The sequence below is a fragment of the Brevibacillus sp. SAFN-007a genome (assembly GCF_051967035.1).
In the GTDB taxonomy this organism is placed as follows: Bacteria; Bacillota; Bacilli; order Brevibacillales; family Brevibacillaceae; genus Brevibacillus.
The window spans coordinates 38790-62360 of the sequence record NZ_JBQCKK010000001.1 but is presented as its reverse complement, the minus strand read 5'-3'; the positions used below and the strand labels follow the sequence as shown (position 1 = coordinate 62360).

Genomic DNA, 23571 nt, shown 5'->3' with positions numbered 1-23571 from the left:
GCGACAAATGGCGAACGAAGCTGCTTGAAATCGGGGGGCGAATCACGTATGATGCTGGCTATACGTCTACCAAACGAACGTTTCGCAAACAAGCGGGGAGGAGAGAGAGAAAGCCTTGAGAAAACCATGGATGGCAGATAGTACGCTGTTTCTTATCGCTTTGGTCTGGGGGACGACGTTTTTGATCGTACAGCAGGCGATCGCCTCGCTGCCCCCCAACACGTTCAACGCTGTCCGCTTCACGGTGGCTGCCCTGTTTTTGCTCGTCGTCTTCCTGATTCGCTCCCGCCGTCAGCTCGCAGCATTCCGCGGCCCGATTGTTCGCGCCGGGATCATCCTCGGCTTTTGGCTCTGTCTCGGCTACGCGCTGCAAACCGTCGGCCTCTTGTACACGACGCCGTCCAAAGCCGGATTCATTACGGGCTTGTCTGTCGTATTGGTTCCGCTGTTCTCCTTTTGGCTTTTGCGCGACAGAATCAAGCCTGTCGCGGTGATTGGCGTCATTCTGGCAGCAGCGGGCTTGTATCTATTGACACAAAATCAGACCTTCTCGTTCAACCTGGGAGACGCGCTCGTGTTCGGCTGTGCGCTTTGCTTCGCCATGCAGATTGTCTTTACCGGAAAATACGCGCCGCGCTTCGCGGCATGGCCGCTTGCGATCATCCAGCTCGGGACGGTTGCGCTCATGAGTTGGCTCTACGCCTTTTTCTTCGAAGACTGGAGCCGGGCGTTTGATCCGGCGATCCTGTTCATCCCGGAAGTAGCGACAGGGTTGGTCGTCACTTCGATCTTCGCAACGGCCCTCGCCTTTTTGGCCCAAACGGCCTTGCAGAAGCAAACCAGCTCGACAAGGGTAGCGCTCATTTTCGCGCTGGAGCCGGTGTTCGCCGCACTGACTTCGTACGTTTTTATCCACGAGGTACTGAGCGGCAGACAGCTGACCGGCTGTCTGATGATTTTTGCCGGCATGATTCTGGCAGAGCTTCCGGTCGGGCAATGGCTTGCGCAAGCGCGCTCGCGGAAAAGGAAGGCAACGGAAGGCCGCGAGTCGGCCTGAATGGTTCGCCAAACCTGGCTGGGCCAATCCCAAGCCATTGGCGCAGCCCCCCACCAAAAAAGGTTCCTTCTCCTCCAAGGGAAAGGAACCTTTTTTCATGAAACCGCAGACGACCCCAGGCCAAGCCGCCGCTTGCTCAGTTGCTCTTTCGGACCTCCTGCAAAATGGCGTCCACAAACAACTGCATGACCTGGCCGCATACTTTTTGCGGCAAGCGCTCCGTGCGCCTGATCCACTGCTTGAGCCGCATCAGGTGATAGGCGGCTTGCGGAATTTTGCCGCTCGTTCCGTGGTCGATCAAGGCGACGGCAGACTGGCCGACCTTGGCCCAATGGCGGTATTTCTCGATCCATGGCCGCGCTTCCTTCGCGAGCTTGAGATTGCTCATTCCGCCGAGCAGCTGGTGAGCGGTTTGTTCCATTTGCCGGAACAGCAGAGTCAACTCGGAGACAGCCCGTTTGCGGTCTCCCTGCAAAAACTGAAAGCGAAAGGAAAGAAACGCTTCCAGCAGCCGCGGCGACTCTATCTCGCACAAAAACGAGCTTTGCACGTTATCCGCAAACGTGAAGAAGGCTTCGGCATCGTCCTCGCCCGCTACCTCCGCCACCGCCTGCTTCCAGGCCTGACACGGATCGTAGCCTTGCGGATCGCGCAAATAGGCGGCCGTCGTGATCAACGGAATTTTCGAGCATTCGGGCAGCGACATCGCGTTGGCTACGTATCCCGCAGCGTGCTGCCACAAGTCCGGATCGCGATGACGCAAGGGACCGATGTGCAGCTCATTTGCCATCGCGAGGTCGTTGACCGGGTAGTTGTCCCAGTAAAACGGCTTGTGGCCCGTGTACGCGCCGAAGCGCACCGCGTCGCCATCCGTCAGGTACGGCGAGCAGACAAACCGCCCCGTCCAGAACAAGTCGATCTCTTCGGGCAAATGCTGGCCCAGATACTGGATGTACGGTTCTGTGCCAATCCCGTTGTACTGGGTGGGGCAGACGACCAGCTTGATCGCTTCTCCCCACTCCTGCATCCACTCCCAGACGCGCCGGATCGTCTGGACGTGGGCGTCTGCCAGATGGGCAAACTGCGCGATATCCCGTTCATGCAGCAGGTGCATCGGTATATCGTCGAACAACAAGGAAAAATACCGGACGCCTTTGTCGTACATCGTCCGATATTTTTTCACAAGCAACTCCGTGTGGGCCGGATTCGCATATTCCATGCTAAGACCAGGACTGAGACAGTAGACGAACTGCATCTGGCGCTGCCTTGTGCTGTCAATCAGCTCATCCAGCTGCTGCATCGCCTCTTGGGGATGCGGCTCCATCCAGCGCTCCCGCAGAAACACATCGTCTTTGGGCGAGTAGAAATACGCATTGTAATCGTGCCGATGCAAAAAATCAATCATGTCCAGCCGCTCTGCATGCGTCCAGGGCGTTCCGTAGAAGCCTTCGATCACACCGCGTACGGCAAAGCAAGCCCGTTTGCTCACAAAGCTGCCTCCCCTTCCCACTTGCGGATTGGGTCCTTGACTGTATCTCTGTTACTGTTCTGTCTCGCTCGCAGCGGCGGCTGGAACCGAAGAGTCCGCCGCCTCGGCTGCTTCTGCTTCCGCCTGCGCGGGCTGGTCGTTTTCCCGCAGCCGGCGAAGGATTTCTCCCCACAGTTCATCCTTGCCTTGTCCCGTTTCCGAGGAAAACACGATGATCGTATCGCTACCGCGCATGTTCAAGGTCTGGCGGATGATCTTGGTGTGTTGCAGCCAGCGTCCGCGGGCGATTTTGTCTCCTTTGGTCGCGACGACGACCGTCGGAATGCCGATCTGCTTGCACCATTCGTACATCGCCACGTCGTCCTTGGACGGGGCGTGACGAATATCGACCAATTGAATGACAAACCGTAGTTCTTTCCGGTTTTTCAAATAGCCCTCGATCATCTTGCCCCATTGTTCCTTGATCGTCTTCGCGACCTTGGCGTAGCCGTAGCCGGGAAAGTCGACGAAGTAGAGCATCTGGTTGACGCGGAAATAGTTGAGCGTCTGGGTCTTCCCTGGGCGCGAACTGATGCGCGCGAGCCCTTTGCGATTCATCATTTTGTTGAGCAAGGAAGATTTGCCCACATTGGAGCGGCCTACCAGCGCGATCTCGTGCAGGCCGTCCTGCGGGTATTGCTTGGGTCCGACAGCGCTGATGACGAACTCGGCAGAAGTGATTTTCATGCGGTTTCACCTGCTGTCGGCTGTTTGGTCAGGGCGTGGCGCAAGACCTCATCCAGATGCTCGACCGGATAGAAGGTCAGCTCTTTTCGCACGCTCTCTGGTATATCTTCGATGTCTTTCTCGTTGTCTTTTGGCAAAATAATCGTCGTAAGTCCGGCGCGATGCGCGGACATGCACTTTTCCTTCAGGCCGCCAATCGGCAACACTCTTCCCCGCAGCGTAATTTCGCCTGTCATCCCCACTTCTTTTTTCACAGGGATGTGCGTGAGCGCCGATACAAGCGCCGTCGCCATCGTAATCCCTGCGGACGGTCCGTCTTTTGGAATCGCGCCCTCCGGAACGTGGATGTGAATGTCGTTTTTCTCGTGGAAAAGCGGGTCAATCCCCCACTGCTCGGCACGGGAGCGGATGTAGCTGAAGGCCGCCTGCGCGGATTCCTTCATGACATCGCCCAGCTTTCCGGTCAAGGTGAGCTTTCCTTTTCCTGGAAGGATACTGACCTCTACGTTCAGCGTATCGCCGCCTGCCTGTGTCCAGGCCAGCCCCGTTACGGAACCGATCTGGTCTTTTTTCTCGGCCAGGCCGTAGCGGAAGCGCGGTTTGCCGAGTAGCGACTCCAGCGTCTTCGCGGTGACAACGACGCGTTTTTTCTCTCCGCTGACGATCAGCTTGGCGGCTTTTCGGCAGACGTTGGCCGCTTCCCGGTTCAGGTTGCGCACGCCGGCTTCGCGCGTGTACAGACGGATGAGCTTCAGCATCGCGTCTTCGTGTACTTGCAGCTTATCCTTGCCCAGCCCGTGCTCCTCCATCTGCTTCGGCAGCAGGTAGCCGCGCATGATGTTGAGCTTCTCCAGCTCGGTGTAGCCCGAAATCGAAATGACCTCCATCCGGTCCAAAAGCGGGCGCGGAATCGTGTCGAGGCTGTTCGCCGTCGTGATGAACATGACGTTCGTCAAGTCGTACGTCTCTTCAATGTAGTGGTCGCTGAACTTGTCGTTTTGATTCGGGTCCAGCACTTCCAATAGCGCCGAGGCCGGGTCGCCCCGGAAATCGGACGCCAGCTTGTCGATTTCATCCAGCAAAAACACCGGATTGATCGTGCCCGCCTGCTTCATCCCCTGGATGATGCGACCTGGCAGAGCGCCCACGTACGTGCGGCGATGCCCGCGAATTTCTGCTTCGTCACGCACGCCCCCGAGCGAAATGCGCACGAATTTGCGATCCAGCGCGCGGGCGATCGAGCGGGCGAGGGAGGTTTTCCCGACGCCGGGAGGCCCAACCAGACAGAGAATCGGCCCGCGCATGGAGTTGACGAGCTTTTGTACCGCCAAATACTCCAGCACGCGCTCCTTCGGCTTTTCCAGTCCGTAGTGATCCTCGTCCAGCACTTCTTGCGCATGGTGAATGTCCAGATTGTCCTTCGTCGTTTTCGTCCACGGCAGAGCAAGCAGCGTGTCGATATACGTACGGATGACAGCCCCTTCCGCAGAAGTGACCGGCATCTTCTCCAGACGTTCCAGCTCTTTTTCGATTTTGGCCTTGATTCTTTCGGGAGCGTCGGATTTCTCCAGCTGAGCGCGCAGCTCATCTACTTCTCCCTGACGGCCGTCCTTGTCGCCGAGCTCTTTTTGAATGGCCTTCATCTGCTCGCGCAAGTAGTATTCCTTCTGCGTGCGCTCCATCTGCTTTTTCACGCGGTTGGCGATCTTGCGCTCCAGCTCCAGCACCTCGCGCTCGTTGTTCAGGATATCCAACAGAATTTCGAGTCGCTCCTTGATGTTGACCGTCTCCAAAATCTCCTGTTTGTCCTTCATCTTCAGCGGCAGATGGGAGGCAATCACGTCAGCCAGTCGCCCCGGCTCTTCAATGTCCGTCACGGATGTCAGCGTCTCCGGGGAAACTTTTTTCGACAGCTTGATGTATTGCTCGAAGTGGTTGAGCAGCGAACGCATCAAGGCTTCCACTTCATTTTCCTCTGCTTTTTCTTCTTCCAAATATGTAACGGACACAACGAAATAATCTTCCTGTTGAAGATATTCCTCGATCTTGGCCCGTTGCAGTCCCTCGACCAGCACACGGATTGTGCCGTTTGGCAGCTTCAGCATTTGTTTCACACGCGCAACGGTACCGATGCTGTAAATTTGCTCTGCCTCTGGCTCTTCTATATGAACTTCTTCCTGTGTCGCAAGCAAAATCTTGTTATCGTCCACCATGGCTTGCTCCAATGCGCGGATGGACTTTTCCCGTCCAACGTCCAGGTGGAGTACCATGGTCGGATACACAAGCAATCCTCGCAACGGGAGAAGCGGTAATTCTCGTTTACCGGAACGTTCGCCCAAGCGGATGCACCTCTCCTTGTTGATCTATCCCTTCTTGCCAAGAGCCTGATAACAGACAAAAACGGCTCCCAAAGCCGTTTTTTGCCCACCCGGCATATCCGAATCACCCCAAACGACACGCAGAAAAGACACTCGGTCCGACGCGTCCATCCCCACCAATTCGGGGAGCCCGTTACAGGCCGGGTAGGGCCCCGGGCTCTTTGCAAGCAGAAGCTTTTTACCATTGTAGCGCAAACACCATCCGATGTCTAATCCGCGGGCGCTTGCGACTGTTAAAGGGTCATCGGCGAGGAGGCGAGATCCTCCGCTGGAATCTGCAGGGTGAACCCTGGCGCTTCCTCCTCCTGCACGGCGACCTTCGGCACAGCCAGTTCTAAGACTTGCGAGACGGTCGAAACAGGAATGACCTCGATTCCCCTCATATCGGCGAAAATGCTCTGCCAGTTTTCCTCGGGAATCAGCACGCGCGTCGCCCCTGCCTGCCGGGCCGCCTCGACTTTGGCGACGACGCCCCCTACCGGCTTCACTTTGCCATGAATGCTCACTTCGCCCGTCATGGCGAGCAAATTGTCTACCGGCACTTCCATGATCGCCGAGTAGATCGCAGTCGCAATCGCGATCCCCGCCGAAGGTCCATCGACAGGAACCCCGCCCGGGAAGTTCACATGGAGATCGTAGTCGTACGGGCGAACTCCCATCCGGTTCAACACGGTCAGGACGTTTTCGATCGAGCCTCTGGCCATCGACTTGCGGCGAATCGTGCGGCTGCGGCTGCCCATCTCCTCTTCTTCTGCCATGCCCGTCATCGTCATTCTGCCCTGGCCGGGCACAGCGGCAGGCGTTGCCGTCACTTCCAGCTCCATGACGCTGCCCATATTCGGCCCGTAGACCGCAAGTCCATTCACCAGCCCGACCTGCGGCGTATCGTGTACCTGTTTTTCAGGACGCGGCGATTTCTGGCTGCTGTGCACCACCCACTCTACATCCTGCGCCATGATCGTACGGCGCTCCTCGGTGAGCGCAATTCCCGCTGCGATCTGCAACGTGTTGATCGCCTCCCGACCGTTGGTGGCGTAACGCTCGATGACTGCCACTGCACTGTCCTCGATGGTCATCTGCATCTTGGGAACGGCTGTGCGCACGATGCTGCCGATTTCCCCGCCTTTCAACGGCCGGAAGAAAATCTCCAGACAACGAGAGCGCAGGGCGGCAGGAAGCTCTTCAGGCAGCCTTGTCGTCGCGCCGACCAGACGAAAATCGGCAGGCAGCCCGTATTTGAACACATCGTGAATATGCGACGGAATCTGATTGTTTTCCTCGCTGTAATAGGCGCTCTCCAGCATGACTTTCCGGTCTTCCAGAACTTTTAGCAGCTTGTTCATTTGCACAGGGTGAAGCTCCCCGATTTCATCGAGAAAAAGCATCCCGCCGTGCGCTTTGGTGACCGCACCCGGCTTCGGCTGGGGAATGCCCGCCTGACCGAGCGAGCCCGCCCCTTGATAGATCGGATCGTGAACAGAGCCAATCAACGGGTCCGCGATCCCCCGCTCGTCAAACCGGGCAATCGTGGCGTCAATCTCCACAAATTTGGCGTCAGCCGTAAACGGCGACAGCTGATTTTTCTTCGCTTCTTCCAGCACGACCCTGGCAGCAGCGGTCTTGCCCACTCCCGGCGGCCCGTAGATGATGACGTGTTGCGGGTTCGGTCCGCACAGCGCGGCACGCAGCGCCCGCAGCCCATCCTCCTGCCCCACGATTTCCTCCAGGGTCGCGGGACGCGTTTTTTCCGACAGCGGTTCTGTCAAGGCGATCATTCTCATTCTGCGAATCGAATCCAGATCTTTTCGCGATTCTTTTTCCGTGGAAGTCTTCGTGTTTCTCTGCGCTCGCAGCAAATTCCAGAAGTAGGTGCCGATCACAATCCCAACCACCACTTCAATGACAGCAATGACCAACGTGGTATAGTCCATATGCAGTCCCTCCCATGCGTCCTTGCAGCTTTTTTACGCATATGCAAAAGCGCTCTTCAACGATATCAAGTAGTATTGCCCCGCAAGCGTATGCGTAAACCATCAATCCGCAAGCAAACTGGATGAATATGGAAGGAAAAAGACATCCTTTCGCGAAAAAACCAAAAACCACCCCGTGCAAACGGGATGGTTGGGTCCAACAAAGCTTATGCTGTTTCGCCGTGCAGCTCGCGGCCTTCTTTGGTCATCAGGCGCGGCTTCACTTTGTCGCGTACGGTCTCTTCCGTGATGACGCATTTGGTCACGTCCTCGCGGGAAGGCAGCTCATACATCATGTCGAGCATGATTTGCTCGATGATGGCACGCAGACCGCGCGCTCCCGTATTGCGCTTGATCGCCTCTTTGGCAATTTGCAGGAGAGCGCCCTCATCGAATTCCAGCTCGACGCCGTCCAGGCTAAGCAGCTTTTGATACTGCTTCACCAGCGAGTTTTTCGGTTCGGTCAAGATGCGCACGAGCGTCTCCTCGTCCAGCGGCTCCAAGGTAGCTAGAACAGGCAGACGGCCGACAAACTCCGGAATCAGACCGAATTTCAGCAGGTCTTCCGGCAGGATGTACTTGAGGTACTCGCCTGGTTTCAGATCGCCTTTGACCCCATCGGCAAAATCAGCGCCAAAGCCGATTACCTTTTTCCCCAGACGGCGCTTGATGATTTGCTCTACGCCATCGAAAGCACCGCCACAAATGAACAGAATGTTCGAGGTGTCGATCTGGATGAATTCCTGGTGCGGATGCTTGCGTCCACCTTGAGGCGGAACGCTGGCAACCGTGCCCTCCAAAATTTTCAGGAGCGCCTGCTGCACGCCTTCCCCGGAAACATCGCGTGTAATCGAAGGATTTTCCGACTTACGCGCAACTTTATCGATTTCATCGATGTAGATAATGCCTTTTTCCGCCTTTTCCACATCGTAGTCAGCAGCCTGAATCAGCTTGAGCAAAATGTTTTCCACGTCTTCGCCCACATAGCCGGCCTCGGTCAGAGAGGTGGCATCCGCAATCGCAAACGGCACGTTCAAGATACGCGCCAGCGTTTGGGCGAGCAACGTTTTCCCGCTACCTGTCGGACCGATCAGCAGGATGTTGGATTTTTGCAGTTCCACATCCTCGATCTTCGCCCCGGAGTTAATCCGTTTGTAGTGGTTGTACACCGCTACCGACAGCGATTTTTTCGCCAGATCCTGACCGATGACATAGTCGTCCAGGATTTTGCGGATCTCCACAGGCTTCGGAATTTCTTTCATGTCGATTTCTTCTTCCGTGCCCAGCTCTTCCTGCACAATCTCGTTGCACAGTTCGATACACTCGTCACAAATGTAGACACCAGGACCGGCTACCAGCTTGCGCACCTGTTCCTGGGACTTGCCGCAGAAGGAGCACTTCAGTTGGCCTTTGTCGTCGTTAAACTTAAACATGCGCTTCACCTCACAACGGGTCAGTTTTTGCGTTCGATAATCTGGTCAATCAATCCATAGGCCTTGGCTTCTTCTGCACTCATGAAGTTGTCGCGATCCGTATCCAGCTCGACCCGCTCATAAGGTTGACCTGTACGCTCGGACAAAATCTGGTTCAGCTGGCGCTTCGTTTTCAAAATCCATTCCGCATGAATGCGGATGTCCTCTGCCTGTCCACGCACGCCGCCGAGTGGCTGATGAATCATCACTTCGCTGTTTGGCAAAGCAAACCGCTTGCCTTTGGCGCCAGCAGCGAGAAGGAATGCGCCCATGCTGGCAGCCATGCCCACGCAAATCGTGGACACATCCGGCTTGATGTACTGCATGGTGTCATAGATAGCCATGCCTGCCGTGACAGAACCGCCTGGAGAGTTTATGTATAGCGAAATGTCTTTTTCCGGATCTTCCGCCTGCAAAAAGAGCAGCTGGGCCACCACCAGGTTGGCTACTTCGTCGTCAATCTCGGTGCCCAACAGAATAATCCGGTCTTTCAGGAGGCGCGAGTAAATATCGTAGGAGCGCTCGCCTCTGCTCGTTTGCTCAATGACCATAGGAATTAGCATTATGTATCTTTCCTCCTTTGCGGTAAAAGGGATTCCCCTTTCGATTGAGAAGGATTTTACCAAAAAGTCGATGGTGGAAAAACAAGGCACGAGTGCATCGTGCCTTGTAGTTGGTACAGCCAGTGTCCAAGAGAGCCAGACCACTGGCCAATCATGCGTTCTTCCTAAGCTTATGCGCTTACTTTGCTTTGTGCAACCAGGAAATCAACCGTTTTGCGAATTTGCACATCGCGGTACAGAGCCAACATGTTGTCTTGGGCCGTGAAGATTTTGCGCAGCTCGTCAGCAGGACGGCCGTATACGCCAGCCAGCTTGTTCAGCTCTTCGTTTACATCTTCTTCTGTCGCTTCGATGTTTTCCGCTTTGCCGATTGCTTCCAGTGTCAAGGATGTGCGCACGCGGGAGGTCGCATCTGCACGCAGTTGGTCACGCAGCTGGCTTTCATCCATACCGGAGAACTGGTAGTACAGCTCCAGTGTCATGCCTTGGTATTGGAGACGTTGGCCGAACTCGTTCACCATTTGGTCCAACTCATGCTCAACCATCACGGCTGGCAGATCGATTTCCGCGTTTTCCGCTGCTTTCAGAACCAGTTGTTCACGAACATACTGTTCTTTTTCTTGTGCAGCTTTTTCTTCGAGTTTTTTCTTGGTGTCCGCTTTCAGTTCCTCCAGCGTGTCGAACTCGCTCACGTCTTTGGCGAACTCGTCGTCCAAAGCCGGCAGGTTTTTACGCTTCAGGCTGTTCAATTTCACTTTGAATACCGCTTCTTTTCCGGCGAGGTTAGGAGAATGGTACTCTTCCGGGAAGGTTACCTTGATTTCTTTTTCTTCGCCGATCGCAAGACCTACGAGTTGCTCTTCGAAACCAGCGATGAATGTACCGGAACCCAGTTCCAGAGAGTAGTCTTCTGCTTTTCCGCCTTCGAAGGCGACACCGTCTTGGAAACCTTCGAAGTCAATGACGGCGATGTCGCCTTCTTGAGCCGTGCCTTCTTCAACGGCAACCAGTTCAGCATGACGCTCTTGCATGCGCTTCAGTTCAGCTTCCACGCTCTCGTCTGTCACGGTGAAGTCTTTGTGTTCGATCGCCAGACCTTTGTAGTCGCCGAGCTTCACTTCAGGCTTCACGGTTACAGTCGCTTTGAAGATCAGGTTTTTCCCTTTTTCCATTTGCTCTACGTCCACCTCTGGACGATCTACCGGCTCGATGCCCGTTTCACGAACAGCTTGTCCGTAAGCGGTTGGAAGCAGAATATCGAGCGCGTCTTGGTACAGAGATTCTACACCAAAACGGGATTCGAACAATTTGCGAGGTACTTTTCCTTTGCGGAATCCTGGAACTTGAACCTTTTGCACCACTTTTTTAAACGCCTGATCCAATGCTGCGTCTACTTGCGAAGCATCTACTTCAACCGTCAGGACTCCCTGGTTATTCTCTACCTTTTCCCATTTTGCTGCCACGTAAACTTCCCCTCCTAAATCGAATCAACAGAACATCGCCAGCCGCGCCATGGTATCTTCGCAGGCTCGGATGATAATATTCTAGCCATTATAACCATTCTAGTATAGCATAAATTGTTGATTTGACAAGAAGCCACTCGCACTCGCATCGGCATTCAGCGTCGAATCGAATAACTTCCGCCCAATTCTCGCACCAGGTTGCCCTGGCAGTCGTAAAAGGTGACGGCCACCTGAACCGTTGTTGGCGTGACGCCCGTCTCCTCGATGATCGCATAGGTCGGCACGTCAAAGCCTCTCGGCAGTTGCAGGCTCCCCGGATTCACAAACAGGATGTCCCGCTCCACGCCGCAGACAGGGACGTGCGAGTGACCGAAGACAACCACGTTCGCTCCGACCTCCTCTGCCCGGTAATGCAGGCGAAGAAGCGAGCTTTTGACCCCGTAGAGGTGCCCGTGCGTTTGCAGGATGTGAAGATCCCGCCAGTTGGTCTGCTGCTCGACGGGAACCTCAGAAGGAGCATCGCAGTTTCCTCTCACCAGCGTCATCCGGGAAAACGGCTCGCGCCTGTGATCGACGCAAAAATCGCCGCAGTGCAAAATGTTGTCGACAGCATGCCTGCCTGCCACCTGCGCTACTTCTCGGACAAGACCGTGGCTGTCGCTTACGACGAGAATGCCCATCGCGCCTCACTCTCCCGTGTTCTCTTCTGTCGGGCTGTTCGCCCCGCTATTTCAGGGCCTCCAGCAGCTTCTGCATCGCTTTGGCCCGGTGGCTGATCCGGTTCTTTTCCTCCGGCAAAAGCTCCGCCATCCTTTTATCCAGCTCGGGAATGTAGAAGACGGGATCGTAGCCGAAGCCGTTCGTTCCCTTCGGCTCGCGTGCGATCAGCCCTTCACAGGCACCCGTCGCGAGAATCGGCTCCTCGCCAGGAACAACGAACGCCAGCGTGCAGCGAAAACGCGCCGTGCGCTGCTCCATCGGCACGTCAGCCAGCTCGTTTAGCAGCTTGCGCCAGTTCTCTTCGTCCGTCGCTTCCTCCCCGGCGTATCGGGCGGAGTAGACGCCCGGGCGTCCGTCCAGCGCATCTACCTCCAGTCCGGAGTCGTCGCCAAGAGCCGGCAGCTGCAAGTATGTAGAGATTTCGATTGCCTTTTTCAGCGCGTTGGCTTCAAACGTGTCCCCGTCCTCCACCACTTCCGGCACGCCCTCGTACTGCGCGAGGCTGATGCCTTCCCAGCCGTAATCGGCAAACAGTCGGTTAAACTCTTTGACTTTTCCTTGGTTGCGTGTCGCCAAAACGACTTTTTTTCGATCAGACATGACTTTCCTCCGCTACGTTTTCGGCAAACGTCAGGGGAACATCCGAGAGCGCCTGCTTTTGGCTTTGAATCAGATTGCCGATCCCGATTTTCGCGAGTGCGATCATCTCCTGGAGTTGCTCCGGAGAAAACGGCGCGTCCTCGCCGGTGCCCTGCAGCTCGACGAACTTGCCTTTGCCCGTCATGACGACGTTCATGTCAACGGTCGCTGTCGAGTCTTCCTGGTAGTTCAAATCGAGTACGGTCTCTTCACCGATCACCCCTACGGATGTCGCCGCCAGAAAATCGTTCAGCGGCAGTTGCTTCCAGACGCCGCTCTCCACGAGCTTTTGCATGGCGTCCACCATCGCCACGTACGCTCCTGTAATGGAGGCCGTACGCGTACCGCCATCCGCCTGGATCACGTCGCAATCCAGCCAGATTGTGCGTTCTCCCATCGCCTCCAGATGCACCACCGAACGCAGCGCGCGTCCGATCAGGCGTTGGATTTCCATTGTGCGTCCTCCGACTTTTCCTTTGGAAGACTCGCGCGCGTTGCGGGTCGCTGTCGCGCGGGGAAGCATGGAATACTCGGCTGTGATCCAGCCCTTCCCGCCGCCACGCATGAAAGGCGGTACCCGATCCTCCAGAGTTGCCGTACAGATTACCTTGGTGTCTCCAATTTCGATCAGGCACGATCCTTCTGCATGTTTAATGTAATTGCGCGTAATTGTTACCGGGCGCAACTGGTCATGGGCACGGCCATCCACTCTCATTCCAAGTTCCTCCTAAATCGCTTTGTTACACTCCGCTCATTATACCAGAGGCAGGAAACGATCTGCTACTGCCCAAACGACTCTCTCTTATTTACACCAATTGCAAATATTCGCATGACGAAAAGAAAAACCACGCGCGCAACATCCGGGCGTGGGTAGACAGGCTTGGCTTGATTAAAACGCGAGCGGGTTGACCTGTAGCGGACGGCTCACCGGCTTCGTAAATTCGCCGTTGGCAAGCGGCTTGCCTTCGACGAGAAGCTGCACCTGCTTGGCTCCTGTCGAATCCGTCAAGGAGAGGACGAGGGATTGCAGCGCGTCCGGGCTTGCTTCCTTGCCGTCATCGTACTTGAGAATGTCACTGCTCAGATTGACCGTAATCAGATCGTTCTCCTGTTTCACGTCCAGCACGCGGGTCGTCCGCAGCAGGGAGCTGAACAGCTGCGAGCCTTGCTTCGGCCCTTTGATGAGCTCCTCCACGGTCGCCTTGGCGATGTCCGCCGTTTCCGGAACGAGACGGGTGACCGGAACGTAGTACGTGCGCTGGTCATCGAGCTGTCCCTGGAAATACACCGTAACCGCTGACGTATTGCCCGGTATCGCTCCGTCCGCCAGCTCCAGATTGATGCCGTGGTTGCGGTCCAGCTGCGTGATCGGCGTGCTGGCGGCCGGCATCTCGGTTAGCGGGGTTCCGTTCACCCAAATTTGCACCGTCTTCACGTTGGAAAACTCGGTCAGCGCCCGTGTCACAGCGTCGAGAATTTTTTTCTCGTCTTTTTCCTCATACGTTTTGAACTCTTTGGAAAAGTCCACCGTCGCCACGCCGTCTTTGATAACCAACCCTTTCACTTCCGTCCCTGCCGGTAGCACAGCGGAAAAGCCTCCCTGCAGCATGCTCTCAACAGGCCCGCCCTTGACCATGTAGCTCAACACTTGCTTGGCAGGACCTTCCGACTTCGGAAGCGTCAGCGACACCGGTACGACGTAGCCGTTTGCGTCGAGCAGATAGACGGTCTTTTCGCTTGTCTGTTGGACCGCTTGCTCGCTGCCTTGCACGGCGACATCCGGTGACACGGTGCCGTTTGGCTGATCGGCTGAAACCTGTGACTGTGGCGGTGCATCGATGCTGCTCGTTTCCGTCTCCGGGCCAAACAGACCGCAGCCCGACAAAAGCACGGCACTTACCCCCAGAACGGCCGTCATTTTGCCTATGTGTCCCATCTTCATTTCCCCAGCCTCCTCCAGACACTTTGTACTACCATGTATACGAGCAGGGCTTGGGTTTATGCGTGGAATGTTTGTCTGGCAAAAAGGACAGCCGGCCGCGCTTTTACGACTGTATCGATGTTTCCAGGGAGTGATGCAGGACGTTCACCTTGCGCGCAAGCCACTCTTCGGCAATCGTCCGGAAGCGCGCAGCGTCTCCGCTCGTGACAAACAGATGCCGGGGCGGCTCCTGCTGTCCGTGATCCGTCAGCGGCGCAATCTGTGCGGACAGTTCACGCGCCGTTTCCTCGGCAGAGCTGATTAACCGGACGCGGTCCCCCATAACCTCCTGGATGACTGGCGCCAAGAGCGGATAGTGGGTACAGCCGAGAATCAAGGTGTCCAGGTCTTCGGCTAGCAACGGGGCCAGCGCTTCTTCCACAATCATTCGTGCCTGGTCCGAGTTTGCCAGATGATTCTCTACCAGCGGCACAAACGCCGGACAAGCCTTTCCCACCACATATAAATCCGGCTCGGCACGCAAGAGGGCACGCTCGTACGCTTTCGTGCGAATCGTCATCTCTGTCCCGATCACGCCGACCCGTCCATTTTGCGTCACCGAAACGGCCGCGCGCGCCCCCGGCTCAATCACCCCGATTACCGGCAGCGGCAAATACGCCATTGCTTCCTCCAGAACGACCGCTGTTGCTGTATTGCAGGCAATCACCAGCGCCTTGAGCGGCGTATTCATGACGTAATCAATCATTTGAAAGCTGTATGTCCGAATCTCTTCCGGGGACTTGGAGCCGTACGGGCACCGCGCGTTGTCTCCTACGTAGATGATTGTTTCGTCGGGTAGCTGACGCATGATTTCTTTGGCTACGGTCAATCCTCCCACTCCTGAATCAATGACGGCAATCGCTCCATCTCTACTCATGCAAATGTGTCTCCCCTGTTGTAATGAATATAGTACAGCATACCACTCAAACATGTGTGCTACTACCATATGCGGAGTTTAATTTTCTTGTACTCCGCGAAAGTCGCACCTTCTCTGGGCTGCGCTCATAATCTGAGGATGAGATGCGCCCAAGTGAGGAGGGATTTTTTTGGAAGAGAAAGCCAAGCAATTGCTGGATTGGAGTCAGTGGGGCTGCCAATGGATCGATCAGTTGCGAAAACAAAAAACACTGAACCGGGAGCTGGAGCGGCATCTGCACAAATTTGAGGAATCATTTACCAAAATAGGAAGGCAGGCTACACGGATGGGCAAGGCAGAAGCGAAAGAGATCCTTCCGGCACTCATCGCGCAGGCGGAGCAGGTGCAGGAGCAATTCCACCATTTTTTGCGACTGGCCCAACTGACGGAGGATGAGCGCTTCGAAGAGCCGATCGCCGCCCACGAGGAGCCTGGGGAAAGAGAAGCGGCGCAGGGAGCCACGGAGGCACACGAAGCAACACCCGCCCAGATGAACCAGGCCGCCCTTCCTCCTGCCGCTCTGTATCAGCCCGTGCGTGAAACCGCACGCGAGCCGGTTCGCGTCGCGCGTCCCGTTCCCCCTGGCCGTCATACGCTCCCCCCGCTGCCCTATGCGCCCAACGCGCTGGAGCCGTATATCGACGAGCAGACGATGCGGATTCATCACGAGAAGCTGCATCAAAAGTACGTAGATGACCTGAATACGGCAGAGAAAAAACTGGTCGAAGCCCGCCAAAGCGGCAACTACGAGTTGATCCGCCACTGGGAGCGCGAGCTGGCTTTTAACGGGGCTGGCCATTATTTGCATACCCTTTTCTGGCCGTCCATGAGCCCGCAGGGAGGCGGTGCGCCAACAGGCGAGCTGGCGGAAGCGATTGAGCGGTACTTCGGGTCTTTTGACGCATTCCGACAGCAGTTTTCCCAAGCAGCGGGAAAAGTGGAAGGCCCCGGCTGGGCGATTCTCGTCTGGTCGCCGCGCGCCCATCATCTGGAAATTTTGACAGCCGAAAAGCATCAAAACCTGGCGCAATGGGATACGGTTCCGCTGCTCGTCCTGGACGTCTGGGAGCACGCCTATTTTCTCAAGTATCAAAACAAGCGGGACCACTACGTGGAAAACTGGTGGAACATCGTCCATTGGTCCTACGTGCAGGAGCGCTTCCAGCAGGCTCGGAAGCTGCGCTGGGAACCGTTTTGAGCGGTTTATTGCGCCAAAAGCCCCCTGTTCTCCCCCAGCATCGGGGTGAAAGGGGGACTCGGTTTCACCGGATTGTTCAGCGGCTTGGCGGTGTCATCCGTTTGTGTGGGGTGTTTTTGGCGACGACTCCCGTTTATCAAGTCGGCGGTCACATAGCGCGTGGCGGTTGTCCAAGCAGACCCGTCCGCTATTTTTTTGTACCTGGCTTCTGCTTCCATGGGAGCGCGGATAGATGGAGCCACTTCGGATCTGCCTTGGGATTTGCGTACGCGTACGATAACGATAGAAAAAAGGCCCTCCGTATTGGGGCCTGCGTTGCCCGTACTGAGCGCCCCGCGGAAATCGAACAGGTCGCGGGGCACGGTTTCTAGCGGTTTCACCGATTTTACAGCCTGGTCCGGGAACTGTTTCTGCTTGGCTTTCTTGTGGTCCCTTGAGTTCGTGATCTTGGTGCTAACGTTTTTCTTTAAGGAGCTTGTACAGCTTTATATTTGTGGGGCAAGGAACGTTTCATGAGAGTTGGCTTCGATTTACGTCCTTGATTCTATTGGTTCGAAAAAGATGTCGGAATCAGGGGGAAGGTAGGTTTTCTAGTAGCTGTGGTAGTTGGATTACTCGGTTCGGGCGGTACTAGCGATCAAGATTCAACACGTCCCAATCGATTCGCAGCTCGTATGACAAAAGGTAGAATCATGAATAGAATACCTGCGAGCATTAGCGTAATTCCTATCGCATCGAAGTAGGGAGGAGTTATCAGGAATCCAAATTCTGAAACTGCAATTCCCGTTCCTGTTACCTCCTCTGTAAATAGCGCAAAACCTCTGTAAGCAACATAAATACCAAGAAAATGAGACAATAATGATAGCCAACGCATTATGTTTATCCCTCCTCCAGTAGCATTATAACGAATATGGAAGAATATTCAAAAGACAAAATGACTATAAATCCCCTTTACTTCTTAAATAACTCAACAACCCCTTCCATAGTGCCATCCTCTATTTTTTTACAGAAAACAGCTTGATAGCCTCTTATCTCCCCCCACCATCCCTCTCAACAAAAAAGACGCCCTGTCCCAGGAACGTCTTTTCTTTCCTCTATCTATTCGCCTTTCCCCTATTTCCCCTACACCCGCAGCTGCCCCGCAATCGTCACATGCGCCGCGCCGGCCACCCGAACAATCGGGTCCTGCCCAGTCATGTCGACCGTCACGTACAACGTCCCCGGACGGTCGATGGCGTGCCCTTGGCCGATCACTAACTGATGCTGCTTCCCGGCAGGAAGCAGCTTTTCCAACGCGAGATAGCCTGCCAACGCGCCGTTCGCGGCTCCTGTCACCGGGTCTTCCATAATGCCGATTGCCGGAGCGAAGTCGCGGGTGTACAAATCGAAGCCGCTGGACGCATCCGTTGTGAACAGATGCGTCGTGGTGATTCCGTGCTGTTTGTTCATGCTGCCCAATTCGGCGTACGCAGGCTCGGCCTGGTCGATCGCCGCGCGGGTGCGGACGGGAACGAGCAGATGCACGCCGCCTGTCGATGCGAGCTTTATTGGATAGCGCTCATCCAGATCGTCAGGAGAGATGCCGACCATTCGCGCTACGGCTTCGCGGTCCAGCGCGATTTCTTTGACCGACGGCTTGATTTGCGTCATCTGCACCCGTTGCAGTTGGCCTTCTACCGTTTCCAGCTCGACTGGAATCAACCCTACATTGGTTTCAAAGACGATGCGATTGCTTGTGGCAAGCCAGCCTAGCTCGGTTGCGAGTACCCAAGAGGAAGCCACTGTGGCATGGCCGCAAAAGTTGATTTCGACTGTTGGTGAAAAATAGCGGATGCGAAAATCTGCCTCCGGGTGTTCGGACGGCAATAAAAAGGCCGACTCAGGAAGATTCAACTCATTGGCAATTTTCTGCATATGCGATACAGTCAAAGTACCTGCATCCGGAATCACCCCTGCCGGGTTTCCCGCAAACGGTTCATGGGTAAATGCGTCCACATGGTAGACACGTATGGTTTTCATTCGCTTCCTCTCCCTTTTCACCAGTAATCGCTGTGCTTGCTTCTCATCTTAGGGGGGAAAGACCGACTTGTAAAATGAAGCTTTGGCATGCCAGACATGATAAAAACCGCATGGAAGGATGACGGCTCCGATGACGCTGTTTCAAATGGAAGTATTGATTGCGGTCATGAACACGGGCAACTTCACCCGCGCCGGGGAGCAAATCGGCTTGAGCCAGCCGGGAGTCAGCCACACCATCCGTTCGCTGGAAAAAGAACTCGGCATCTCCCTGTTCATCCGCGAACGCGGAGGAGTCAGACTGACAGCCACCGGCGAGCAAATCGCCGCCTCTGCCCGGATTATTCTGGACCAGGTCAGCCAGATGAAGCGAGTGGCAGCAGCAGCGAGCGGCGCTCCTCTTTCCGGAACGATTCGCATGGGAGCGTTTCCCAGCGTCTCCACCCAGTTGTTGCCCCGGCTGTTGAAGGCGCTGCACGGCTCCTATCCCGAGCTGGACACGCGACTATTTGAGGGCAGCTATCCGGAGATCAAGGAGTGGCTGCGGACGGGCGTCGTAGACGTTGGCTTTCTCCCCTGGCCAGATGATGAGTGGGAAGGCGTTTTGCTTTTGCAGGACCCTTTGCTCGCCGTCCTGCCAGCCGGGCATCCGCTTGCGGCAGCGAAGGAGCTTGGGCTGTCCCAACTGGCAGCGGAACCGTTCATCATGCCGATGGCGGGCTGCGAAGCTCTGATCGGCTCGGCCTTTGCCGCTGCTAATCTGGCGCCCCATGTCGTCTATGAGGTGGCGGACAACGCTACCATTCTCGCCATGGTCGAAGCCGGCGTAGGAGTGACGGTCGTGCCCGCTCTGACACTGCCCGACCGGCTTCCGTCCGTCGTCGCCCGCGAGCTATCGCCGTCCTTGACCCGGCGAATCGGGCTGGCGGCGCGCTCCTTGCGTGACGCCTCGCCAGCCGTTCACGCTTTGATCCGGCTGGCCCAGCGCTTTTCTGCCCCATCGTAAGTATGATGACAAAACGCAGGAAAGCCGCTGACCCGGGAGCGCGGTCAGCAGCTTTCCTGCGCTTACTTGCACGTCTATTGTTCTGTCTTTCGCGAGCATGCCCGCGTCCATGTCGCCCATCTGCGCAATTGGGCGCCACGACACCTAAGTCGCGTGCGATAATTCGCCTCGCTACGCTTTTGCCACGCGCTGCAGATCGGCCTCGACCATCATGTGAATCAGCTCGGTCAGCTTTGTCTTCGGGGCCCAGCCCAGCTCCCGCTTCGCTTTTGCCGGATTGCCCAACAGGACATCGACTTCTGCCGGGCGGTACAGGTCCGGATCGATCACCAAATAATCCTGATAGTTCAGGCCTACGTAGTCAAAGGCGATTTTGCACATGTCCTCGACCGTTGACGTTTTTCCGGTCGCAATGACGTAGTCGTCCGGCTTTTCCTGTTGCAGCATGAGCCACATCGCCTCTACGAAGTCGCCTGCGAACCCCCAGTCGCGCTTCGCCTGGATATTGCCCAGCCGCAGCTCCTTTTGCTTGTTCGCGGCAATGCGGGCGACAGCGTGCGTCACTTTTCGGGTGACAAATTCAAGCCCGCGCAAAGGGGACTCATGGTTGAACAAAATGCCGTTGCAGCAGTACATGTGGAAGCTTTCGCGATAATTTTTCGTCATCCAGTACCCGAACAGCTTGGATACGGCGTACGGACTGCGCGGATAAAAAGGCGTTTGCTCGGATTGCTGCGGCTCCTGAATCAGCCCGTACAGCTCGCTGGAGGAGGCCTGGTACATCTTGATCGCCGGATTCGTCTCGCGAATCGCCTCCAGGACGTGCAAAACCCCCATCCCGGTCGACTGCGCCGTCAAAATCGGCTGCTCCCACGAGGAGCCGACAAAGCTTTGCGCCGCCAAGTGATAGACTTCATCGGGCTTCGCCGTCTTGAGCGCCCTCGTCAGAGACGCCAGGTCCAAAATGTCGCCGTCCTTGTACTCCACCTCGTCGGCGATCCCCAAATACTCCAGCCGCCAACGGTCCACGGTGCTGCGACGCGGCACCAGTCCGACCACGCGATAGCCTTTCTCCAGCAAAAATTTTGCCAAATACGCGCCATCCTGCCCGGTGACTCCTGTAAGGAAAGCGGTTTTCATCAGCCACATCTCCCCTCGTTGCCCTAGCAGCGAGCCGACTGCCCTCCCGCCATCGAAAAGCGCACGGCGTCGGCCTTGCTGGCTCCTGTGCTGTCCAGCACGGCTATTTCGCACTGTATTATGTATATGCAATCCGACCGGCAAATGTTTTGCGCCTCTTCCCATGACCAGCTTCGGGCAAGCCCCTGCCGGCCGCAGCCAAAAGCAATTTTCCCCGGAGCCTTCACTCCCCTCCCCTCCGGGAATATCTTAAAGCATCGACCAGCATTTATCGGGGGAGTGAAGACAACCATGACAAACGAGTGGCGAAACCACTACACAAGATGGAAGGAATACCCGGACCTGGAGCCGGAGCTTCGCCGCCAGCTCGAACAACTGGAAGGCGACGAAAAAAAGCTGGAGGACTGCTTTTACAAGCCGATTGCCTTTGGGACGGGCGGCATGCGCGGGGTCATGGGGCCGGGGATCAACCGGATCAACGTATACACGATCCGCAAAGCTACCGCTGGCCTGGCGCTGCACCTGCTTGAACAGGGGACAGACCCCGCTGCGCAAAAGGTGGCGATTGCCTACGATTCGCGCGCCGATTCGTACACATTCGCCCTGGAGACGGCCAAAGTGCTCGGCCACTACGGCTTGACAGCCTGCCTGTTCGAGCAGCTGTGCCCGACGCCGCTGCTCTCGTTCGCCGTCCGCCATCTGGGAGCGCGGGCGGGAGTCGTCATTACGGCGAGCCACAATCCGCCCGCATACAACGGCTACAAGATTTACGGCCCAGACGGAGGGCAAATCACGCCGGAAGCGGCCGCGCGGATTTTTGCCAAAATCGAGCAGGCCGGAGACGAACTGCACATCGGCACGAGCGAAGTGAGCGCGCTCATCGCCAACGGCCTCTTGCAGATGATCGGAGACGATGTGTTTGCCGCCTACATGGCCTGTCAAAAGCAACTGCGCTTCCCCGCAGCCGAGCTTGCTCTCCGCACGCATCAACCGCGAATCGTTTTCTCCCCCTTACACGGCACGACCCTCGGGCCGATCACGCAAGGGCTACAGGAGCTGGGCTTTACGCAGGTCAAAATCGTCTCCGAGCAGGCGGAGCCTGATCCGCAGTTTCCCACGGTTGCCACCCCCAATCCGGAAGAGCCGGAAAGCTTCCGGATGGCCCTGAAGCAAGCGCGCAAAAAAGGCGCAGACCTCATCATCTGCACCGATCCGGATGGAGACAGGCTCGGGGTGGCGATCCGGACAGGGCCGAACCAGCACCTCATCCTGAACGGAAATCAGACAGGCGTCTTGCTGCTCGACTATATTTTGTCGCAAGAAAAGCAGGCAGGAACGCTTCCGGCTCAGGCAGCTGTCGTAAAAACCGTCGTCACCTCGGAAATGGTGCGGGCGATCGCCTCCGACTATGGCGTCACCACCATTGATACGCTGACGGGATTCAAATACATCGGGGAAAAAATTCAAGAGTTCGTCCAAAGCGGCGCGTATGCCTTTTTGTTTGGCCTGGAGGAAAGCTGCGGCTATTTGCGGGGGGATTTTGTCCGGGACAAAGACGCGGTGCAGGCAGCCTTTCTGCTGGCTGACGCCTGTGCCTGCCAGCTCGCGCAAGGCTCCAGCCTGCACCAGCGTTTGCAGGAGCTGTATGCCACGTACGGTTACTACCGGGAGGATCTCGTCTCGATTACGTATCCGGGCAAGGACGGGATGGAAACCATGGCTGCCCTCCTCGCCGCTTTGCGCAGCAAGCCGCTGACCTCTGTCGCAGGACGCCCTGTGACGTCGCTGGAGGACTATTTGCTCGGCATGCGCTGGCTGTCGGCCACGAACGCGTCGGAACGCTTGTCGCTGCCCACAAGCGATGGTTTGAAGTACAGCTTGGGCGAGCAGGGCTGGTTTTGCATCCGTCCATCCGGTACGGAGCCCAAAATCAAGCTGTATTTTGGCGTGAAGGACACTTCGGAGGAGACGGCCCTGCAAGCTCTCGCAGATGTAAAAAAAGCGGTGCTTGCCTATCTGGAGCAGCTTTTGCCCGCCTAGATTTCCAGCCAGGGGCCATCGCCGGGCGGGTGGCCCCCTCCGGCAGCGCCGTAGTTGGGCGGATGGTAGGCTGCTTCAGGCGTAAGCTCGGCAAACCCGGCTTGCGCCAGCCAATCCTGGCGAACAAAAAACGCATTCACCCCCCGCGAATCCGTCCCGATGAGCGCATAGCCGAGCTTTTTCCCCAATCCGGCCAACGACGTCAGGCTCGCGCCAAAATAGGTCGTGCCTTTCCACGTGAACGCCGGATCATAGGCAACCACCCTTTTTAGCGGCGGAGGAAACGAAGCGTTGTATTCGATAATGACCACCCGCGGCTTGTAGGCGAACAGCGCCTCCCACACCCAGTAATCAATCCCGTCCAGATCAATCGTCAGCAAATCAAACTCGGTCGGGACTCGCAAACGGGCAAACAGGCTCGCGATGTTTTCCCTGGTGATGAAAGCCTGATGAGTGACGACCTGGGGATAGGCGGCATACTGTTGCTGCAAGAGCCGATGCTTCAGCGGATGCCCCTCCAGCAAGATCCCGGACCAGTTGTGCACGCACGCCAGATTTCGCGACATGCATTCTTCGCCCGTTTCGACGCCAAATTCAACAAAAAACCGATTCGTCGTCCCGATCCTGGAAAACAGCTCCTCCACGATGCCGTCTTCGCCGTTTTGTGAAAACACCCGTTTTTCATATAGATTGATGGAGTCCATCTGGTCGGTACCCCTCCCTTTCGGCGCTCTTTTCTTCATCGTATTTGGTGTGCGGCCAAAAGGCGTAGTCATTTGCTCCCCTTGCGCGATAAA

Annotated in this window: 21 protein-coding genes; 4 read left to right on the top strand and 17 right to left on the bottom strand. The window is 56.3% G+C overall.

Features of this window, described 5'->3' with window-relative positions; all coding sequences use genetic code 11:
* The first annotated feature begins 115 nt into the window (after positions 1-115).
* Positions 116-1057, top strand: a complete 942-nt coding sequence (locus ACTHO6_RS00295; RefSeq protein ID WP_440238167.1) for a DMT family transporter — start codon at positions 116-118, stop codon at positions 1055-1057.
* A gap of 136 nt (positions 1058-1193) precedes the next feature.
* On the opposite strand, the gene ACTHO6_RS00290 is transcribed toward ACTHO6_RS00295, so the two are convergent.
* From ACTHO6_RS00290 to racE, 12 genes are all read right to left on the bottom strand, one after another.
* Positions 1194-2546 (bottom strand): protein O-GlcNAcase, encoded by a 1353-nt coding sequence (locus ACTHO6_RS00290; RefSeq protein WP_440238165.1) that lies wholly within the window; start codon positions 2544-2546, stop codon positions 1194-1196.
* Between the two features lie 51 nt (positions 2547-2597).
* Entirely contained in the window at positions 2598-3272 is a 675-nt protein-coding gene (gene yihA / locus ACTHO6_RS00285) for a ribosome biogenesis GTP-binding protein YihA/YsxC (RefSeq protein ID WP_440238163.1), read from the bottom strand.
* Positions 3269-5611 (bottom strand): endopeptidase La, encoded by a 2343-nt coding sequence (lon, locus tag ACTHO6_RS00280; protein WP_440238161.1) that lies wholly within the window; start codon positions 5609-5611, stop codon positions 3269-3271. Before lon ends, yihA begins: the two co-directional genes overlap by 4 nt.
* Positions 5612-5883: 272 nt before the next feature.
* Positions 5884-7581 (bottom strand): ATP-dependent protease LonB, encoded by a 1698-nt coding sequence (gene lonB / locus ACTHO6_RS00275; RefSeq protein ID WP_440238159.1) that lies wholly within the window; start codon positions 7579-7581, stop codon positions 5884-5886.
* 206 nt (positions 7582-7787) lie between these two features.
* On the bottom strand, positions 7788-9053 hold the full coding sequence (gene clpX, locus ACTHO6_RS00270; RefSeq protein WP_440238157.1) for an ATP-dependent protease ATP-binding subunit ClpX: 1266 nt from the start codon (positions 9051-9053) through the stop codon (positions 7788-7790).
* A gap of 20 nt (positions 9054-9073) precedes the next feature.
* Positions 9074-9655 carry an ATP-dependent Clp endopeptidase proteolytic subunit ClpP gene (gene clpP, locus ACTHO6_RS00265; protein WP_440238155.1) on the bottom strand — a complete coding sequence of 194 codons (582 nt, stop codon included), beginning with the start codon at positions 9653-9655 and terminating at the stop codon, positions 9074-9076.
* Between the two features lie 170 nt (positions 9656-9825).
* Positions 9826-11118 (bottom strand): trigger factor, encoded by a 1293-nt coding sequence (tig, locus tag ACTHO6_RS00260; protein WP_440238153.1) that lies wholly within the window; start codon positions 11116-11118, stop codon positions 9826-9828.
* A gap of 155 nt (positions 11119-11273) precedes the next feature.
* Entirely contained in the window at positions 11274-11798 is a 525-nt protein-coding gene (locus tag ACTHO6_RS00255) for a metallophosphoesterase family protein (RefSeq protein WP_440238151.1), read from the bottom strand.
* A gap of 46 nt (positions 11799-11844) precedes the next feature.
* Positions 11845-12438 (bottom strand): XTP/dITP diphosphatase, encoded by a 594-nt coding sequence (locus ACTHO6_RS00250; protein WP_440238149.1) that lies wholly within the window; start codon positions 12436-12438, stop codon positions 11845-11847.
* Positions 12431-13192, bottom strand: a complete 762-nt coding sequence (gene rph, locus ACTHO6_RS00245; RefSeq protein WP_440238147.1) for a ribonuclease PH — start codon at positions 13190-13192, stop codon at positions 12431-12433. Before rph ends, ACTHO6_RS00250 begins: the two co-directional genes overlap by 8 nt.
* A 174-nt stretch (positions 13193-13366) precedes the next feature.
* The gene (locus ACTHO6_RS00240; protein ID WP_440238145.1) at positions 13367-14419 is read right to left on the bottom strand and encodes a GerMN domain-containing protein; all 1053 of its coding nucleotides are present in this window, start codon (positions 14417-14419) and stop codon (positions 13367-13369) included.
* 103 nt (positions 14420-14522) lie between these two features.
* Positions 14523-15335 carry a glutamate racemase gene (gene racE, locus ACTHO6_RS00235; RefSeq protein ID WP_440238143.1) on the bottom strand — a complete coding sequence of 271 codons (813 nt, stop codon included), beginning with the start codon at positions 15333-15335 and terminating at the stop codon, positions 14523-14525.
* A gap of 169 nt (positions 15336-15504) precedes the next feature.
* Between racE and ACTHO6_RS00230 the strand changes: the two genes are divergently transcribed.
* Complete coding sequence (locus ACTHO6_RS00230; protein ID WP_440238141.1) at positions 15505-16572, top strand: superoxide dismutase; 1068 nt, start codon at positions 15505-15507, stop codon at positions 16570-16572.
* 5 nt (positions 16573-16577) lie between these two features.
* Here ACTHO6_RS00230 and ACTHO6_RS00225 read toward each other — a convergent pair whose 3' ends face one another.
* The 3 genes from ACTHO6_RS00225 to ACTHO6_RS00215 form a co-directional block, all read right to left on the bottom strand.
* Entirely contained in the window at positions 16578-16952 is a 375-nt protein-coding gene (locus ACTHO6_RS00225) for a hypothetical protein (protein WP_440238139.1), read from the bottom strand.
* 257 nt (positions 16953-17209) lie between these two features.
* Positions 17210-17446, bottom strand: coding sequence for a hypothetical protein (locus ACTHO6_RS00220; protein WP_440238137.1), 237 nt, complete (start codon positions 17444-17446; stop codon positions 17210-17212).
* A gap of 248 nt (positions 17447-17694) precedes the next feature.
* Entirely contained in the window at positions 17695-18591 is an 897-nt protein-coding gene (locus ACTHO6_RS00215; RefSeq protein ID WP_440238135.1) for a PhzF family phenazine biosynthesis protein, read from the bottom strand.
* A 130-nt stretch (positions 18592-18721) separates the two neighbouring features.
* Between ACTHO6_RS00215 and ACTHO6_RS00210 the strand changes: the two genes are divergently transcribed.
* A complete protein-coding gene (locus tag ACTHO6_RS00210) occupies positions 18722-19594 on the top strand; it encodes a LysR family transcriptional regulator (protein ID WP_440238133.1) in 873 nt (290 codons plus the stop codon).
* Positions 19595-19765: 171 nt separating this feature from the next.
* Here ACTHO6_RS00210 and ACTHO6_RS00205 read toward each other — a convergent pair whose 3' ends face one another.
* Positions 19766-20734, bottom strand: coding sequence for a GDP-mannose 4,6-dehydratase (locus ACTHO6_RS00205; RefSeq protein WP_440238131.1), 969 nt, complete (start codon positions 20732-20734; stop codon positions 19766-19768).
* A gap of 291 nt (positions 20735-21025) precedes the next feature.
* Here ACTHO6_RS00205 and ACTHO6_RS00200 point away from each other — a divergent pair, with 291 nt between their 5' ends.
* Positions 21026-22774, top strand: a complete 1749-nt coding sequence (locus ACTHO6_RS00200) for a phospho-sugar mutase (RefSeq protein ID WP_440238129.1) — start codon at positions 21026-21028, stop codon at positions 22772-22774.
* Here ACTHO6_RS00200 and ACTHO6_RS00195 read toward each other — a convergent pair.
* Positions 22771-23478, bottom strand: coding sequence for a hypothetical protein (locus tag ACTHO6_RS00195; protein WP_440238127.1), 708 nt, complete (start codon positions 23476-23478; stop codon positions 22771-22773). The two genes, ACTHO6_RS00200 and ACTHO6_RS00195, sit on opposite strands and share 4 nt — an antisense overlap.
* Positions 23479-23571: the final 93 nt, after the last annotated feature.

Coding starts and splice junctions, on each gene's coding strand:
- yihA (WP_440238163.1), bottom strand. CDS start 3,272: ATGAAAATCACTTCTGCCGAGTTCGTCATCAGCGCTGTCGGACCCAAG.
- lonB (WP_440238159.1), bottom strand. CDS start 7,581: ATGGACTATACCACGTTGGTCATTGCTGTCATTGAAGTGGTGGTTGGG.
- clpX (WP_440238157.1), bottom strand. CDS start 9,053: ATGTTTAAGTTTAACGACGACAAAGGCCAACTGAAGTGCTCCTTCTGC.
- clpP (WP_440238155.1), bottom strand. CDS start 9,655: ATGCTAATTCCTATGGTCATTGAGCAAACGAGCAGAGGCGAGCGCTCC.
- ACTHO6_RS00255 (WP_440238151.1), bottom strand. CDS start 11,798: ATGGGCATTCTCGTCGTAAGCGACAGCCACGGTCTTGTCCGAGAAGTA.
- ACTHO6_RS00250 (WP_440238149.1), bottom strand. CDS start 12,438: ATGTCTGATCGAAAAAAAGTCGTTTTGGCGACACGCAACCAAGGAAAA.
- rph (WP_440238147.1), bottom strand. CDS start 13,192: ATGAGAGTGGATGGCCGTGCCCATGACCAGTTGCGCCCGGTAACAATT.
- ACTHO6_RS00240 (WP_440238145.1), bottom strand. CDS start 14,419: ATGAAGATGGGACACATAGGCAAAATGACGGCCGTTCTGGGGGTAAGT.
- racE (WP_440238143.1), bottom strand. CDS start 15,335: ATGAGTAGAGATGGAGCGATTGCCGTCATTGATTCAGGAGTGGGAGGA.
- ACTHO6_RS00220 (WP_440238137.1), bottom strand. CDS start 17,446: ATGCGTTGGCTATCATTATTGTCTCATTTTCTTGGTATTTATGTTGCT.
- ACTHO6_RS00215 (WP_440238135.1), bottom strand. CDS start 18,591: ATGAAAACCATACGTGTCTACCATGTGGACGCATTTACCCATGAACCG.
- ACTHO6_RS00210 (WP_440238133.1), top strand. CDS start 18,722: ATGACGCTGTTTCAAATGGAAGTATTGATTGCGGTCATGAACACGGGC.
- ACTHO6_RS00205 (WP_440238131.1), bottom strand. CDS start 20,734: ATGAAAACCGCTTTCCTTACAGGAGTCACCGGGCAGGATGGCGCGTAT.
- ACTHO6_RS00200 (WP_440238129.1), top strand. CDS start 21,026: ATGACAAACGAGTGGCGAAACCACTACACAAGATGGAAGGAATACCCG.
- ACTHO6_RS00195 (WP_440238127.1), bottom strand. CDS start 23,478: ATGGACTCCATCAATCTATATGAAAAACGGGTGTTTTCACAAAACGGC.